The sequence below is a fragment of the Actinomadura meridiana genome (assembly GCF_039537545.1).
Classification (GTDB): domain Bacteria; phylum Actinomycetota; class Actinomycetes; order Streptosporangiales; family Streptosporangiaceae; genus Spirillospora; species Spirillospora meridiana.
Genome location: NZ_BAABAS010000005.1, coordinates 109,036 through 123,879, shown reverse-complemented (window position 1 = coordinate 123,879; position 14,844 = coordinate 109,036). Strand labels below are relative to the sequence as shown.

At 71.3% G+C, this 14,844-nt stretch carries 16 protein-coding genes; 2 read left to right on the top strand and 14 right to left on the bottom strand.

Annotated elements, in window-relative coordinates:
- Positions 1-130: 130 nt before the first annotated feature.
- The 9 genes from ABD808_RS09870 to rsmD all read right to left on the bottom strand — a co-directional run bounded on the left by ABD808_RS09870 (position 131) and on the right by rsmD (position 6,409).
- Complete coding sequence (locus tag ABD808_RS09870) at positions 131-328, bottom strand: hypothetical protein (RefSeq protein ID WP_067883924.1); 198 nt, start codon at positions 326-328, stop codon at positions 131-133.
- A 178-nt stretch (positions 329-506) separates the two neighbouring features.
- Positions 507-797: an acylphosphatase gene (locus ABD808_RS09865; RefSeq protein WP_344893318.1), complete on the bottom strand. Its 291-nt coding sequence runs from the start codon at positions 795-797 to the stop codon at positions 507-509.
- A 21-nt stretch (positions 798-818) separates the two neighbouring features.
- Positions 819-1,772, bottom strand: coding sequence for a bifunctional DNA-formamidopyrimidine glycosylase/DNA-(apurinic or apyrimidinic site) lyase (gene mutM, locus ABD808_RS09860; protein WP_344893315.1), 954 nt, complete (start codon positions 1,770-1,772; stop codon positions 819-821).
- Positions 1,765-2,538 carry a ribonuclease III gene (gene rnc, locus ABD808_RS09855; protein ID WP_344893312.1) on the bottom strand — a complete coding sequence of 258 codons (774 nt, stop codon included), beginning with the start codon at positions 2,536-2,538 and terminating at the stop codon, positions 1,765-1,767. The genes mutM and rnc overlap by 8 nt, the downstream gene beginning before the upstream one ends.
- 318 nt (positions 2,539-2,856) lie before the next feature.
- A complete protein-coding gene (gene rpmF, locus ABD808_RS09850) occupies positions 2,857-3,036 on the bottom strand; it encodes a 50S ribosomal protein L32 (protein ID WP_344893309.1) in 180 nt (59 codons plus the stop codon).
- Between the two features lies 1 nt (position 3,037).
- On the bottom strand, positions 3,038-3,688 hold the full coding sequence (locus ABD808_RS09845) for a YceD family protein (protein ID WP_344893306.1): 651 nt from the start codon (positions 3,686-3,688) through the stop codon (positions 3,038-3,040).
- A 91-nt stretch (positions 3,689-3,779) separates the two neighbouring features.
- Positions 3,780-4,259, bottom strand: coding sequence for a pantetheine-phosphate adenylyltransferase (gene coaD, locus ABD808_RS09840; RefSeq protein ID WP_344893303.1), 480 nt, complete (start codon positions 4,257-4,259; stop codon positions 3,780-3,782).
- A 95-nt stretch (positions 4,260-4,354) separates the two neighbouring features.
- A complete protein-coding gene (locus tag ABD808_RS09835; RefSeq protein ID WP_344893300.1) occupies positions 4,355-5,809 on the bottom strand; it encodes a penicillin-binding transpeptidase domain-containing protein in 1,455 nt (484 codons plus the stop codon).
- A 30-nt stretch (positions 5,810-5,839) separates the two neighbouring features.
- Entirely contained in the window at positions 5,840-6,409 is a 570-nt protein-coding gene (gene rsmD, locus ABD808_RS09830; protein ID WP_344893297.1) for a 16S rRNA (guanine(966)-N(2))-methyltransferase RsmD, read from the bottom strand.
- A 205-nt stretch (positions 6,410-6,614) separates the two neighbouring features.
- On the opposite strand from rsmD, the gene ABD808_RS09825 reads away from it, so the two are divergent.
- A complete protein-coding gene (locus ABD808_RS09825) occupies positions 6,615-7,352 on the top strand; it encodes a hypothetical protein (protein WP_344893294.1) in 738 nt (245 codons plus the stop codon).
- 58 nt (positions 7,353-7,410) lie between these two features.
- Here the strand turns inward: ABD808_RS09825 and ABD808_RS09820 are convergent, their stop codons facing one another.
- Together ABD808_RS09820 and recG are read right to left on the bottom strand one after the other, a co-directional pair.
- Positions 7,411-9,174, bottom strand: a complete 1,764-nt coding sequence (locus ABD808_RS09820; RefSeq protein WP_344893291.1) for a serine/threonine protein kinase — start codon at positions 9,172-9,174, stop codon at positions 7,411-7,413.
- Positions 9,175-9,361: 187 nt separating this feature from the next.
- Positions 9,362-11,551 (bottom strand): ATP-dependent DNA helicase RecG, encoded by a 2,190-nt coding sequence (gene recG / locus ABD808_RS09815; protein ID WP_344893288.1) that lies wholly within the window; start codon positions 11,549-11,551, stop codon positions 9,362-9,364.
- Positions 11,552-11,740: 189 nt separating this feature from the next.
- Between recG and rpmB the strand changes: the two genes are divergently transcribed.
- Positions 11,741-11,935, top strand: coding sequence for a 50S ribosomal protein L28 (gene rpmB, locus ABD808_RS09810; protein WP_117399620.1), 195 nt, complete (start codon positions 11,741-11,743; stop codon positions 11,933-11,935).
- A gap of 97 nt (positions 11,936-12,032) precedes the next feature.
- On the opposite strand, the gene thiD is transcribed toward rpmB, so the two are convergent.
- From thiD to ABD808_RS09795, 3 genes are all read right to left on the bottom strand, one after another.
- Positions 12,033-12,845 carry a bifunctional hydroxymethylpyrimidine kinase/phosphomethylpyrimidine kinase gene (gene thiD, locus ABD808_RS09805; RefSeq protein WP_344893280.1) on the bottom strand — a complete coding sequence of 271 codons (813 nt, stop codon included), beginning with the start codon at positions 12,843-12,845 and terminating at the stop codon, positions 12,033-12,035.
- Between the two features lie 68 nt (positions 12,846-12,913).
- Complete coding sequence (locus ABD808_RS09800; RefSeq protein ID WP_344893277.1) at positions 12,914-13,822, bottom strand: cellulose binding domain-containing protein; 909 nt, start codon at positions 13,820-13,822, stop codon at positions 12,914-12,916.
- 100 nt (positions 13,823-13,922) lie between these two features.
- A complete protein-coding gene (locus ABD808_RS09795; RefSeq protein ID WP_344893274.1) occupies positions 13,923-14,840 on the bottom strand; it encodes a thiamine-phosphate kinase in 918 nt (305 codons plus the stop codon).
- Positions 14,841-14,844 lie beyond the last annotated feature (4 nt).

The following is a 14,844-nucleotide window of genomic DNA, read 5'->3' as shown; positions in this document are numbered from 1 at the left end:
GCGACCGCAGCGACGCCCAACAAGCCACACGGGCACAGAAACCGAAACTGCGGCGTGAGGATCGCCTGCGTCGTGACGGGGGGGTACCAGGGGGGTCGTCCCCCCTGGGAGGTCAGGCCCCCCTGGGAGATCAAGTGAGCGCCGGTTCGCGGTCCTTCACCGCGAGCGACATCACGTCGTCGTCTGCCGCCGTCGCCAGCGCGTCGTTCTCCGCCTGGAGCCGTACGAGTTCGGCTTCCAGGTCACGTACGCGCTGCTGAAGGCGCCGCATCTCCGCGACCATCCGGGGGTCGGGACCGCCGACGTGGCCGAGTAGAGCCTTCGCCATGACTAAGGGTCCTCCACGCTGAGTAACCAGCAGGGATCGCGCACGAGAATCTGCTGAAGTCGGTGCGCGTATCGTCTAGAGTCGCACCGGCCGGTGTCCTGGTCAAGACGCACATCACAGGCCGGTAACAACCTTCCACGACCAGTTTAGCAGGTATAAACCAGGACTCCCTACCCCATCAGCACTCCTGGAAACCGGCGACGACTCCGCGCGCTTCGCTCCACCGTTCCGTGACCCCCGTGACCTTCCCCGGACGCGCCGGTTCGGTGATCTCGTCCCGCAGGAGGTCGAGGAGGCTTTCGCACTTCTCCCGGGTGCCCTCGGCGACGACCTCCACGCGGCCGTCGGCCAGGTTGGCGGCGCTGCCCGACAGACCGAGTTCCAGTGCCCGCGCCCGCACCCACCAGCGAAAACCGACCCCCTGGACATGGCCGCGCACCCAGGCCGTCAGCCGTACCGTCTCGTCCACCGCGTCCCCCGTTCCGATCGCCTAGTACCGTGCCCGCCGAGGACGCGGCTGGCACACCGGGCAGCTGTAGGACGAGCGGTTCATGAACTCGTCACGGCGGATGGGGGCGCCGCAGCGGCGGCACGGCTCGTCGCGGCGGCCGTAGGCGTCCAGCGAACGTTCGAAGTAGCCGCTCTCACCGTTCACGTTGACGTAGAGGCTGTCGAAGCTCGTGCCGCCGACCGCGAGGGCCGCGTCCATCACCTCGCGCGCGGCGTCCAGCACGCGCGTCGCCTCGGCCCGCGTCAGCGTCTCGGTCGGACGCGCCCAGTGCAGCCTGGCCCGCCACAGCGCCTCGTCGGCGTAGATGTTGCCGACGCCGCTGATCAGCGACTGGTCGAGCAGGGCCCGCTTGAGCCCGGTCCGGCGGCGGCGCAGGGCGCGGAAGAACGCCTCCGGGTCGAAGGCGTCCTCCAGCGGGTCGGCGGCGATGTGAACGATCGGCTCCGGGACGCTCCCCTGACCGCCGGCCGTGCCACCGGCCGTGCCACCGACCGTGCCACCGACCGTGCCACTGACAGGGCCGCCGACCGCGTCCGGAACCAGCTCGGTGACCATGAGGTGGCCGAACGTCCGCTGGTCGACGAAGCGCATGTCGAAGCCGTCGTCGTCGAAGACGACCCGGACGCGCAGGTGCTTCTCACGGTCACGATCCGGCTCGCCGACGAGCAACTGCCCGCTCATGCCGAGATGCGCCAGGACCGCCTCCTCCGGCGCCCCGCCCCCGTCGTCTGCCAGGGGCAGCCACAGGTACTTGCCGCGTCGCCGGGGCGGCAGGACGGTGCGTCCCGCGAGGCGTCCGGCGAAGTCGGCGGGACCGGCCTCGTGACGGCGCACCGAGCGCGGGTGCAGGACCTCGGCGGACGCGATGACGCGGCCGCTCGTGAAGCGGTCCAGGCCGCGCCGGACGACCTCGACCTCGGGCAGTTCAGGCACCGGCCTGGGCCGCCTGCCCCGACTTCTGCCCGCCCGCCCGGTTCGCGGCGTCGCGCTCCACGCCGATCGCGCGGATCTCGTTCCAGGCCGCCTCGGCGGCGTGCTGCTCGGCCTCCTTCTTGCTGCGGCCCTCACCGGACCCGTACGTCCGGCCGCCGACCCGCACCGAGGCGCGGAACGTCTTCTGGTGGTCGGGGCCGCTCTCGGCGACGTGGTACTCGGGGACGCCGAGCTCCTCCACGGCGGTGAGCTCCTGGAGCGAGGTCTTCCAGTCCAGGCCGGCGCCGAGGCCCGCCGAACGGGTGATCAGCGCGTCGAAGAGCCGGTGCACCAGGGCGGACGCCTCGTTCAGCCCGCGGTCGAGGTACACGGCGCCGATCAGCGCCTCCAGCGTGTCGGCGAGGATGGAGGCCTTGTCGCGGCCCCCGGTGCCCTCCTCGCCGCGGCCGAGCCGGATGTGGGCGCCGACGCCGAGGCCGCGGGCGACGCCCGCGAGGGCCCGCATGTTGACCACGGCGGCGCGCAGCTTGGCGAGCTGCCCCTCCGGCAGGTCGGGATGGCCGCGGAACAGCGTGTCGGTGACGACGAGGCCCAGCACCGAGTCGCCGAGGAACTCCAGGCGCTCGTTGGTGGGCAGGCCGCCGTTCTCGTAGGCGTACGAACGGTGCGTCAGCGCGCGTTCGAGCAGTGTGTCGGTCACATCGACGCCGAGAGCGCCGGTCAGTTCGTTGCGATCCGGCGCGGGATCGCTCTTCTTGCCGCTCACAGGCCCTCCTCGCAGGCCGTGAACCGCCCCGTGGGGCGGTCGCGTGTGGCGCGCGGCCGGTACGGCGAGGACGCACGGCGGGAGGGTCCGCGAAGACGAGGTGCGCGCCGGTCGGCTGATCCCGGCGTGCACCACGGCTCCGGGCGCAGTGAACGCCCGTCGTCCGGAGAAAGGGTGTTCGTCCGGGGAAGGGTGTTCAGTCTCCGTGCCGGTCACCACGCCGACGTGGTCGCGCCGGGTGGTCGGGTGCCTGTCCTACCGCATCGGGGGGCGGGTCGCGCCGTCCGCGCGTATCCGCCCCCCAGGATGCGAGAAGACTCAGGACGACGGTGCGATGACCTCGCGCCGGTTGTAGGTGCCACAGGTCGCGCACGCGGTGTGCGGCAACTTGGGGTCGCGGCACGTCGGGCACTCGACCAGGTTCGGCGCGCTGGTCTTCCACTGCGAGCGCCGGTGCCGCGTGTTGCTGCGCGACTTCTTCCGCTTGGGGACGGCCACGTCAGCCCTCCTGCTTTCGTTCTCGTCGGTCGGATGGTGCGCGGGAGCCGTTGCTGCTCCCGTTTCCCCGGTCGGAGGGCCCCGGCGCCGTGTCGTCGGCGAGGCCCCGCAACGCCGCCCACCGGGGGTCGGCGGCGTCGTGGTCGTGGTCGGGGTCGACGTCAGCCAACCGCGCGCCACAGTCCGGGCACAGGCCCGGGCAGTCGTCCCGGCACAGCGGGGACAGCGGCAGCGCGAGCACCACCGCGTCCCGCAGGACGGGTTCGAGGTCGATCAGGTCGCCCTCAAGGCGGAGCTCGTCGTCGGCGGCGTTCCCGCCGGAGCGGGTGTCGTCGTAGACGAAGAGTTCCTGGAACTCCGCCTCGAAGGTCGAGGCGATCGGGTCGAGGCAGCGGGCGCACTCCCCCCTGAGGGGGACCGTCGCCGTACCGGTGACGAGCACCCCCTCCAGGACCGCCTCGAACCGGAGGTCCAGTTCGAGCGCGGCGCTCTCGGGGACGCCCACCATCTCGACGCCGAGATTCTCCGGTGCCGGCACGGACAGGTGCTCCTCCCGCGACGACCCGGGTCGCCTGCCCAGAGCTCGGGTGTCGAGCACGAGAGGGGCGTTGGGGTCGAGGCGTGTCAGCGGATTCCTGCTTTCGTGAGGCATGAGAATACCGGCCACGGTGATGGCCGATGTCCCAGAGTACCGAAGACCCGGCGGTCGCCCCAACTCGCGGCCACCGTGACGAGTCCCGCGATCAGTCCTGCGTGAGCCGTTCGACGAGCCGCTCGTGGACGAGGTCGGGCACGAGGCCGGAGATGTCCCCGCCGAACCTCACGACCTCCTTCATGAGGCTCGACGACAGAAACGCGTACTCGGGGTTCGTCGCCATGAACAGCGTCTCGACCCCGGCGATGCGGTGGTTCATCTGCGCCATCTGCAACTCGTACTCGTAGTCGCTGACGGCCCGCAGCCCCCGGACGATCACCGGGATGTCCTGCTCGCGGCAGTAGTCGACGGTCAGGCCGTAGAAGGTGTCGACCCGGACGTTGCCGTACTCCCGGGTGACCTCGGTGATCATGTCGGCGCGCTCGTCGACGGTGAACAGGCTCTTCTTGCTCTTGTTGATCAGCACGGCGACGACCACCTCGTCATAGAGGTGGGAGGCGCGGCTGATGATGTCGAGATGCCCGTTGGTGACGGGGTCGAACGACCCCGGACAGACGACACGGCGCACGGCACGAACCCCTTCGGTCCCGTTTTCCGACCTGCGGCGCGAACGTACCAAATCGCCGTCGGCGTACCTTTCAGCGGGTGCGGGGGACGGGTCGTTCACCCGCGCTCCAGCGCGTCGATGATCTTCGCGGCGATGGGGCCGGACTCGGCTCCGTACCCGGGCGCCTCCGTCATCACCGCGACCGCGTACTTGGGTTCGTCCTTCGGCCCGACGCCGATGAACCAGCGGTCGTTGTAGGCGGCGCCCTCGACGTCGGCGGTCCCGGTCTTGCCGCCGAGGATGGACGTGCCCCGCAGCGACTTCCCGGTCCCCCGGGCGACGACCGCCTTCATCATGTCGAGCAGCTGACCCGCCTGTTCGCCGGTCAGGGCCTCGGACATCCGCTTCGGTTCGATGCGGTCGACGGTCGTCCCGGAGGGCGCGCGGAGCCTGTCGACCAGGTGCGGCCGCATGATCACGCCGTCGTTGGCGATGGCGGCGGCGACCATGGCCATCTGGAGCGGCGAGGCGACCGTGTTGCCCTGCCCGATGGAGCCGAGCGCGCTGAGCGACGCCTCCCCGGTCTTCGGGAACGAGCTGGCGGCGGCGTGCAGCCCGTCGGCGTACTCGATCCGGTCACCGAACCCGAACCGCTCGGCCTGCGCGTGGACGGCGTCGTTGCCCGGCTCCTCAGCCCCCATGAACGCGAACGTCGTGTTGCACGACTGCGCGTACGCCTCGATGAGCGGGATCCGGCTGAGGTCGCACGATCCGCCGATGTCGCCCGCGTCGTTGTTGATCGCCTGCCCGGCGCCGGGCGGACGGTAGCTGCGGCCCGCCCGGACGCGGGTCGTCTCGCTCGCCCCGGCCTTCAGCGCGGACGCGACGACCACCGTCTTGAACGTCGAGCCGGGCGGGAACACCTCGTTCGTCGCCTTGTCGAGCAGCGGCTTGAGCGGCTCGTCGTTGAGCCGGTCGAACGCCGCCGTCGCCTTCTTCCGGTCGAGGGTGGACACGTCGTTCGGGTCGTAGGACGGCGTCGACGCCATCGCCAGGATCGCGCCGGTCCTGGCGTCGAGCGCGACGGCGGCGGCGCGGCGGACGCCTGCCGACCGGAGCGCGTCGTAGGCGGCGCGTTGCGCGTCGGCGTTCACGGTGGTCTCGACCGTGCCGCCCGGGACGTGCTTGCCGATGAGCTTGTCGACGAGGTTGGTCGTGGCGAGGCGGTCGTCCGTCCCGTCCAGGAAGTGGTTCTCCGCGGACTCCAGGCCCGTCTGGGAGAACACGGAGAAGTAGCCGGTGACGGGGGCGAACACCGGACCGTCCTTGTAGTGGCGCTGGTAGCGGTCGTGGCCGGTCTTCTCCGACCAGGCGAGGCGCTCGCCGTCCGCGACGATGGGGCCTCGGTCGATCTTGAAGCGGTCCTCGAACTGGCGGGCGTTGTTCGGGTCGTCGCGCAGGTTCTGGGCGTCGAAGCCCTGGACGTAGGTGATATTCGCCATGAGCGCGACGACCAACACCAGGGTGATGACCCATGTACGCCCCACGGCGCGGTCAACACCCGGCTTCATGGGCCGACCCCTACCCCACGGATGGTCTTCTCAACTGCCGACGGCACGCCCGTACCAGAACACCGCCTCGCCGTAACGTCGTTCGCGTTCGGCCTCGTACCCGTCGGGCCAGCGCAACGCCGGGCCGCGGGTGGCGCGCTCCACGACGACCAGCGCGTCCGGCGCCGTCCACCCGTGGTCGCGGAGGTCTTCCAGCAGTGTGGTGACGGATTTGTCGTCGAGCGCGTACGGCGGATCGGCGAAGATCAGGTCGTAGGGGCCGTCCGGTGGCGGTTTGCGGACGATCCGCTCCACCTTGCCCGCGCACGGGACGGCGCCCGGCAGCCCGATCTCCTCGGCGTTCTTCTGGATCACCTTCATCGCGCGCGGATGCGACTCGACGAGCAACGCGTGCGCGGCGCCCCGCGACAGCGCTTCCAAGCCCACCGCGCCCGACCCGGCGTAGAGGTCGGCGACGCGCGACCCGTCCAGCGGGCCGAGCAGTGCCAGCACCGTGCCGAACAGGCCCTCACGCGCGCGGTCGCTGGTCGGCCTGGTGTCCCGTCCCGGCGGGACGGCCAGCCGCCGTCCGCCCGCGCTGCCCGCGATGACCCTGGTCATCCCCCCAGTATCCCGGCCTCGCGGCACCGCCCTTCCCGGGGCGACACGCCCCAAGAATGCACAACCGGGGCACGCGGCTCTTGTGAAACTCGACCTAAATGATCCGATTACGGTTCACAGCCGCTACTGGACGTGTAAGCGTGCTCGCAGGTTGTACAACCCGATCCCCTCAGGAGCATCAGTGCATCACGGTAGGAGACTGGCGGTGACGGCCGGCGCGACGGTCCTCGGTATCGCCGCCATGAGCGGCGTTTCCCACGCCGAGACCTCCCAGCCCTCCGCCAAACCGTCCAAGAGCGCGACGGCGAAGAGTTCGGGCTCACTGCTGAACCTCAGCCTCGCCCCAACGGCGAAAACCGACAAGTCATCCAAGACCACCAGCCTGGGACTCGACCTCGGCCTGGGCGTCGGCTCCCCCGACACCGGCGTGAACGTCCGCGTCCACGCGGGCGCCACGCTGGGCGGCTCGGGCACGCGGTCCGGCAACCGGACCACGGCCGCGAGCCAGGGCACCGGCGTCTCGGTCGGCGCGGGCGTCGGGGTCTCGGCGGGCGGCAACCGGCTCGTCGGCGCCCGGGCCAACGCGAGCGCCGGGGTCGACCCGGTCGCCGTCAACGTGTCGGCCAACGCCTGCGTCGGAGGCTGCAACCAGGCCCCGACCCCGCCCACGCCGCCCACTCCCCCGACCCCGCCGACGCCGCCCAGCCCGCCGGTGCCGCCGGGACCGACCCAGCCGGGTCCGCCGTCCGGTCCGCTGCTGCCGGACCTGCCGTCCTCACCGATGGGCCCCGGCGCCACGGCGGAGGGCGAGTTCACGCCGCCGAAGGAACTGCCGTTCACCGGGACCGACGCGCTGCCGCTGGTGGCGCTCGGCCTCGCCGCCATCGCCGCGGGCAGCGCCGCGGTCGCCGCGACCCGTAGGCGTGCGGCCCGCGAGTCCTGAGCAAGCCCGTGAAAGGGGCGTCTCCAGAACCATGGAGGCGCCCCTTCACCGTGCGGTGTCAGAGGTTCTCAGAACCCGTGACCTTCCAGGTGCCGCCCGAACGCTGAAGCTGGAGCCGGTGGACGGTGACCGGCTTCTCGTCGGTGCAGTCGCCCTTGCAGGTGCCGAGCGTCACCAGCGCGACCAACCGGTCGTCCTGACCGCCCGAGCGCAGCCCGACCTCCACGGGCGTCCCGGACGCGACGGTCGGCGCCTGCGCCACCGCGTCGAGCGCCCCCCGCGCCGGTGCGCCCGGCCAGGTCGCACCCGCGAGGTCGGCGCGCGGCGAGGCCGCCTTCAACGAGTACAGGCTGTCGAGCAGCCAGCCGCCGCCCTGCCTGACCACGGTGGCCCGCATCGGGTTCTGGAGGCGGTTCGGGTCGGCGTTCTCGGCGCGGACCGTCCGCTTGACGTACGACAGCACCGTGACCTTGTCGGGCGACGCGGACACCACCGCCGAGTCGACGATCGCCGTGGTGACCGAGCCCTTCTTGGCCGTCAGTTCCGCGCGGTATCCACGGGCCTTCAGTTGCCGGTCGTACTCGGTGCCGTACCTGGGCGTGGACGCCCTGTGCGCCGCTTCCACGTTCTGGTCGAACCGCGCGTGGTCGAAGCTCAGCACCGCCTTGATCGCCTCCGCGGCGGGACCGACGGCCGCCGCGACGTCCGGGGGCGGCGCCGCTACCGCGTCGGCCTCCGCCGGGCTCTCCGACGATCCGTCCGACAGCAGCGCCCACGCCGCCCCGCCCACCCCGAGCGCCAGCAGAGCTGCTGCGGCAGCCGCGATGACGGCCGTCCCTCGCCGCCTGCGCTGTGGCGGGACGGTCGGCGGCGGTTGCTGGCCGAACCCGTCCGAGCTCGTCGCGGCGAAATGATCGATCCTGCCTACTGTTGGCGGCGCGGTCTGCGGCGTCCTCGGATCACCCGCGAAATGGGCGCCGGTGGTCAGCGTCCCCTCGCTGCTCGCCCGGTCGGGTGCCTCACCGCCGAGCAGGTTCAACAACACCTGCTGCGCTTCCGGCCGCCCCGCCGGGTCCTTGTCCAGACAAGACCTGACAACCCCTTGCAACCTGTCCGGCAACGCCGACAGGTCGGGCTCGTAGTTCAGGATTCGGTGGAAGACGGCGGAGATCGTGTCGTTACCGAAGGGATGGCGTCCCGTCGCCGCGAACAACATCGTCGCCGCCCACGTGAACAGGTCGACGCCCGTACCGAGGTCGGTGTCGGTGACCTGCTCGGGCGCCATGTACGACGGCGTCCCCACCACGCCGCTGCCGCGCGCCGACGATGCCCCGATGACCCGCGCGATACCGAAGTCGATGACCCGAGGCCCATCGGGCCCCATCAGCACGTTGGACGGCTTGAAGTCGCGATGCAGGATCCCCGCCCGGTGAATCGCCGCCAGCGCCGTCACCGTCCCGATCGCGAGCCGATCAAGATCCGTCCCCGTCCGGGGGCCTTTCCCGTTGACCAACCCGCTCAACGACGGCCCCGGCACGTACTCGCTTACGACATAGGGCAGATCACCAGAAATGTCGGCGTCCAGAACCTGGGCGGTGCAGAATCCCGCGACCCGCCCGATCATCCCCATCTCACGCTCGAACCGCGCCCGCCACTCGGGATCACGGCTGAACCGGTCCCGCAGCAGCTTCACCGCCGCCTGCTCGCCGTCCTCACGCCGCCCCAGATAGACAACGCTCTGCCCGCCCTCACCGATCCGCCCGACCAGCTCATACCGCCCAAGCCGCTCAGGATCACCGGGCAGCAGCGAAGCGACATCCATGGGGAGCTCCTTTGTCGCACACAACCCGCCACAGGAACCTGTACCCGCGCGAGCACCGCATGGTTACTCACAATGCGCAATACGTTAGACGTTGGTGTCTGTCGGGGGCGAGCACGGAAGTTTGCGCCCCGCCCACCCGTTTCGGGCAAGCCCGTGCGCGCAGCCGAGGGGGCGCGCACGGTGAACGTCAGCCTTTCTCCAGGAATTCAGTGCGTTCCTCGTTGAGGAGGGACGTCAGGATTGTGGCCAGGGCTGGGTGGTCTGTCAGGTCGGGGTCGGCGTTCACCAGGGTCGTGGCCTCGTCGCGGGCGTCGCGGATGACGTCCTCGTCCCGCTGGAGGGTGAGCAGGCGGAGGCTGGAGGCGCGGCCCGCCTGGGCGGCGCCGAGGACGTCGCCCTCGCGGCGTTGTTCCAGGTCGAGGCGGGACAGTTGGAAGCCGTCGGTGGTGGACGCGACGGCGTCGAGGCGTTCGCGGGCCTTGCTCGCGGGTGCGGCGTCGGTGACGAGGAGGCACAGGCCCGGGTGTGATCCACGGCCGACGCGGCCACGGAGCTGGTGGAGCTGGGAGACGCCGAACCGATCCGCGTCCATGATCACCATGACGGTGGCGTTGGGCACGTCCACGCCGACCTCGATGACCGTGGTGGCGAGCAGGACGTCCAGGTCGCCGTCGGTGAAGCGGCGCATCACCCCGTCCTTCTCGTCGGGGTGCAGCTTGCCGTGCAGGACGCCGATGCGGAGCCCGTCGAGGAGCTCCTCCAGTTTCGGGAGGACCTCCATGATGCCGAGCGGCGAGCGGCGGCCCTCCTCGTCCGGGGCGACGGCGTCGCCCTCGTCGCCTTCCTGCTCGCCGATGCGGGGGCAGACGATGTAGATCTGGCGTCCCTTGGCGGCCTCCTCCTTGATGCGCTCCCAGGTGCGGGCCAGGAACGCGGGCTTCTCCGGCGGGACGACATGGGTCTGGATCTGGGAGCGGCCCGCCGGGAGCTGGCCGAGGACGGACGTCTCCAGGTCGCCGAACACGGTCATCGCCACCGTGCGCGGGATCGGCGTCGCCGTCATGACGAGCACGTGGGGACGGCCGCCCGTGGTCTTCTCGCGCAGGGCGTCCCGCTGTTCGACGCCGAAGCGGTGCTGTTCGTCCACGACGACGAGGCCGAGATCGGCGAACTGGACGCTCTCCTGGAGGAGCGCGTGGGTGCCGACGACGATCCCGGCGGCGCCGGACGCCGCGTCCAGCAGGGCCCCCTTGCGCGCCTTGGCGCCCTGCGACCCGGTGAGCAGCGCGACCCGGGTGGCGTTGTCGGCCCCGTCGAGCTGCCCGGCCCGCCCGAGGTCGCCGAGCATGCCGGTGATCGACCGGTGGTGCTGCTGCGCGAGGACCTCGGTGGGCGCGAGCAGCGCCGCCTGCCCCCCGCCGTCCACGACCTGCAACATCGCCCGCAACGCGACCACGGTCTTTCCAGAGCCGACGTCTCCTTGGAGGAGGCGGTGCATGGGGTGGTCCAGGGCGAGGTCGGCGGCTATCTCGTCGCCGACCTGGCGTTGGCCGTCGGTGAGCTCGAAGGGGAGGCGGGTGTCGAACTCCGACTGGAGGGCGCCGAAGGAGGGTGGACGCGGTGTCGCCGGGAGCGCGGCGGCGGCGATGCGGCGCTGTGCCAGGGCCACCTGGACGACGAACGCCTCGTCCCACTTCAGGCGGTTCTTGGCGCGGCCCAGCTCGTCCCAGCTGCTCGGGCGGTGGATGCCCTCGTAGGCCTCGCGGAGGCCGATCAGGTCGCGGCGGCGAAGCAGTTCGGCGGGCATCGGATCGGCGGGGAGATCGAGCTGGTCGAGGACGGTCCCGACCGACGTGCCGATCGTCTCGATCGGGAGGGACTTCGTCGACGGGTAGATCGGGATGATCTCGTCGGCCCACTCCTGCGCGGCCTGCTCGGCGCTCGTGTCGTGGACGACCTTGTACTGCGGGTGCGCGAGCTGCCTGACCTCCCGGCCGCTCCGGGGACGGTAGGTGCTGATCTTCCCGGCGAACAGGCCGCGGGTGCCGGGCGAGAGGTCCTTCTCCGCGCGGTAGGAGCCCTTGCGGCCGAAGAAGCTGAGCTTGAGCTGGCCCGTCCCGTCGGTGACGGTGATCTCCAGGACGTAACCGGGGTTGCGCTGGAGGGTGCGGCCCTGGACCTTCTCGACCTCCGCCATGACGGTGACGTGCTCGCCGTCCTGGAGGCCGCTGAGCTGGGTCAGCTCGCCGCGGTGGGCGTAGCGGCGCGGGTAGTGGTGCAGGAGGTCGCCGACGGTGTCCAGGTCGAGGCCCTTCTCCAGGACCTTGGCCGTCTTGTCGCCGAGGACCTTGCGCAACGGCTCGTCGAGATTCGCCACACCGTCTTTTCTAGCCGATGGGGACGACGGGCATCAGGGAACGCCGGGACGCGGCGGGCGCCGATTCGCCTACGTGACCGGCGGTCGGCTACCCTGGTCCGTGCGCCTCGTCCGAGGCGCTTACCCGTGATGCCCCGTCTCGGTCGGGCGGCGCTCCGGTCAGAGTATCGACACCACTTGGAGTTTCCCGTGGCTTCCGTCTGCGACGTCTGCGGCAAGGGACCCGGTTTCGGCATGCGCGTCTCCCACTCGCACCGCCGCACCCCGCGCCGCTGGAACCCCAACATCCAGCGCGTGCGCGCCGTCGTGAACGGCAGCACCAAGCGGATCAACGCCTGCACCTCCTGCATCAAGGCCGGAAAGGTCGCCAAGCCGACCGTCTGACGGCACCCGAGCGAGGTCGCGGCCGGCTCATCGGACTCGTCCGGTGGGTCGGCTTTTCGCGTGCCCGCGCTCGGGGGCTCTCGTGGCCGGGGGCAGGTCAGGGGCGGTGGCGCCAGCCGTGGTCGACGGGGCCGATGCCCGCGCCGAGCGGGAAGCCCGCCGCGATCGCGCCCGTCACGTACTCCTTCGCCTTCGCGACAGCCGTCGGCATGTCGTCGCCCAGCGCGAGGTGCGACGCGATGGCGGACGCGAGCGTGCAGCCGGTGCCGTGGGTGTGCCGGTTGTCGTGGCGGGGCGCGGTGAACCGGTGCTCGTGCTCCCCGTCGAACAGCAGGTCGGCGGGCTCGCCGGGGAGATGCCCGCCCTTGATCAGCACCCATCGCGGGCCGAGTGCCTTGACGGCCTCGGCCGCCTCGCGCAGGCCCGACTCGTCCACCACCTTGACCCCGGTGAGCTGCTCGACCTCGAACAGGTTGGGCGTGACGACCGTCGCGGCGGGCAGCAGTGCCGTCCGGACGGCGTGGACGGCGTCCGCCGCGAGCAGCGAGTCGCCGTGCTTGGACACGCCGACCGGGTCCACGACCACGGGCGCGTCGGACGCGGCCAGCACCTCGGCGACGGTCTCGACCAGGACCGTGGACGCGAGCATCCCCGTCTTGATCGCGTGGACGCCGATGTCGGACAGCACCGAGTCGAGCTGGGCGCGCACCGCCTCGGGCGGCAGTTCCCAGTAGCCCTGGACGCCGAGCGAGTTCTGCGCGGTGACGGCGGCGACGACGCTCATCCCGTGGACGCCGAGCGCGAGCATGGTCTTCAGGTCGGCCTGGATCCCGGCGCCGCCGCCGGAGTCGGAGCCCGCGACGGTGAGCACGAGCGGCGGAGTCCGGGACGTCGACGGAGAATGCGGCATGACGTCCACTTTATGGTGATCTCAGGCCGGGCTCACACCATGGCCCGGGCTCACACCATGGGCCCGGCTCACACCATGGCGCAGGGCTGGCTGTTCAGCACGCACGTGGACGGCTTGTGCGCGACGCCCTTCGCCGCGAACACGACCCGCACCTTCTGGCCGGGGGCGATCGCGGTGCGTCCGCGCACATAGGCGATCTTGCCTGTCTTCACGACGGTGGCGCCCTTGATGGCGGTGACGGTCGCGGTGGTGATCGTGAACGCCAGCGCCCACTTCGTGACGGGCTGCGCGCCCTTGTTGGCGATCGTGGCGGTCGCCTTGAAGCCGCCGGGGTTCTTGGACGCGACCCGGAACGCGATGATCAGGCCGTCGGTGCGGTTGCCGCCACGGCTGGCGCGGTCACCGTCGCCGTCGCCGCGCTGGGAGACCTGGTTGTCCCTGGGGTCGGTCTGCCGCGGCGTGTCCGGCGCGCCGCCCGCGAAGTTGAGGGAGATCTGCTGCGTGCTCAGCGCGTACGCCACGATCCCGACCGCGATGACGAGCGCGACGATCGGCAGCAGCGGCACCGGCAGCAGCGAGAGGAACCTGAACGGGGACTTGCGGGACCGGGCCGGCTCGGCGGGCGCCTTCCGCGACCAGGGGTCCGACGTCTCGGGAGCGGTGGCGGGATAGGAGCTTGGAGCGCCTGGATAGTCACCCGGATAGTCCCCGGGGAGGGGCTCGAACAGGTACCCGTCCGGTGGGCCGTGCGTCTGCGGCGAACCGGACGAGACGCGTTCGTGCGGCGACACGTAGACGCGGTCGTCCGTCGGCCCGGCGAAGTCATCGAAGTCGTCGAAGCCGCCGTAGCCGTTGTAGGACGGATCCAGGTCGTTGTAGGACGGATCCAGCGGAGCACCGTAGAACAGACCCTGGGACGCGCCGACGTCCGATACGGGTTCGTCGTCCGGTCGTTCGCGCCTGGCGTGTCGTCCCATCACATCCCTCTTCGATCACAGGATGTATACCAAACCCGCACCAACCCTGCCTACAGGATGCGTCAATGTGAACGGGTGGGGATGTCGCGTGCGTACCGTTTCACGTCGGGAAATGGTCCCATGCGCCGGTCGGTGGTTCGCGTCCGTCCACACGAACTCCTGCCCCTTCGGCGACGGTTCCGATGACCGTCCAGGCAGGCGGGACGGTGCCGGGAGGGAACGTCGCGGCGAAGGCGTGGTCCTCGCCGCCGGTGAGCGCGTGGTGCTGTCCGTCCGGCCCGAGGATCTCCGGGGCGGGGACGGCCGAGGAGTCGACGTCGATCTGGACGCCGCTGGCGGCCGCGATGTGCCCGAGGTCCTGGACGAGACCGTCGCTCACGTCCAGCAGGGCGGTGGCGCCGTGGGAGCGCGCCTCGTCCCCCGCCGCGTACGGGGGTTCTGGACGGCGATGCGCCGCGAGCAGCTCGGCGGGGCCGTCCCGTCCCGCGTCGAGCAGCGCCAGCCCGGCGGCGGCGTACCCGAGCCGTCCCCGGACCGCCACGACGTCGCCGGGACGCGCCCCGGACCGGGTGAGCGGCGCGGCGCCGCCCAGATCGCCGAGCGCGGTGACCGCCAGCGTGATCTCGGACGCCCCCACCACGTCACCCCCGGCGACGGACGCGCCAACGACACGGCACTCGTCCGCGAGCCCGTCGTACAGGGTTTCGGCCCAGTCCACGCAGGTGTCGGGTGGCGCCGCGAACCCCACCAGAAGGGCCGTGGGACGGGCGCCCATCGCGACGATGTCGGCGAGGTTCTGCGCGGCGGCCTTGCGCCCGATGTCGTACGGCCCGGACCAGTCGCGGCGGAAATGGCGGCCCTCCACGAGCAGGTCGGTGGTGGCGACGACACGTGCGTCCGGCGCGGCGATCACGGCGGCGTCGTCGCCGGGGCCGAGCCGCACGTCAGAACCCTGCGGGAGCCGCCGCGTCAACCGGGCGATCAACCCGAACTCGCCCGCGTCACCGATCGTGCCCATCCGC